The sequence below is a fragment of the Aeromonas schubertii genome (assembly GCF_000820105.1).
Taxonomy (GTDB): Bacteria; Pseudomonadota; Gammaproteobacteria; order Enterobacterales; family Aeromonadaceae; genus Aeromonas; species Aeromonas schubertii.
On record NZ_CDDB01000016.1, the window covers coordinates 1 to 509 of the forward strand.

Below are 509 nucleotides of genomic sequence, written 5' to 3' on the forward strand. Positions count from 1 at the left end.
ATCTGTGTGGTCTCGATGCCCTGAGTGGGCAGAGCTATGCCCACCGGCGGGAGTGGGTCGAGAGCCGGATTTTGCTGCTGGGTCAGCTCTTTGCCATCCACATCTGCGCTTATGCGGTGATGTCCAACCACCTGCATCTGGTGCTCCATGTGGACAAAGAGAGCGCCCTGGGCTGGAGCGATGCCGAGGTGGTCGAGCGCTGGCATCGTCTCTGCTCGGGGACGTTCCTGACACGCCGCTTTGCCAAGAGTAATTAACATGGACACCCATCGTTGTTTGGGGTTATTGGGCGTCCGGCTCTACAGTTGAAATTAACATGGACACCCATGAAATTAACATGGACACCCATCGTTGTTTGGGGTTATTGGGAGTCCGGCTCTACAGTTGATGAATGTTTGTTGAAGCGGGAGGTGTGTGATGCCTCTGCCTCGTCGTAGCCAGGTGAGCCTGGCGGATACGCCTTACTATCACTGTGTCGCGCGCTGTGTCAGGCGAGCGTATCTGTGTGG

At 56.4% G+C, this 509-nt stretch carries 1 pseudogene; it reads left to right on the forward strand.

What is annotated here, in order from left to right:
- Positions 1-257: pseudogene (locus BN1133_RS20245) on the forward strand (alpha-amylase family glycosyl hydrolase); the annotation flags it as partial.
- Positions 258-509: the final 252 nt, after the last annotated feature.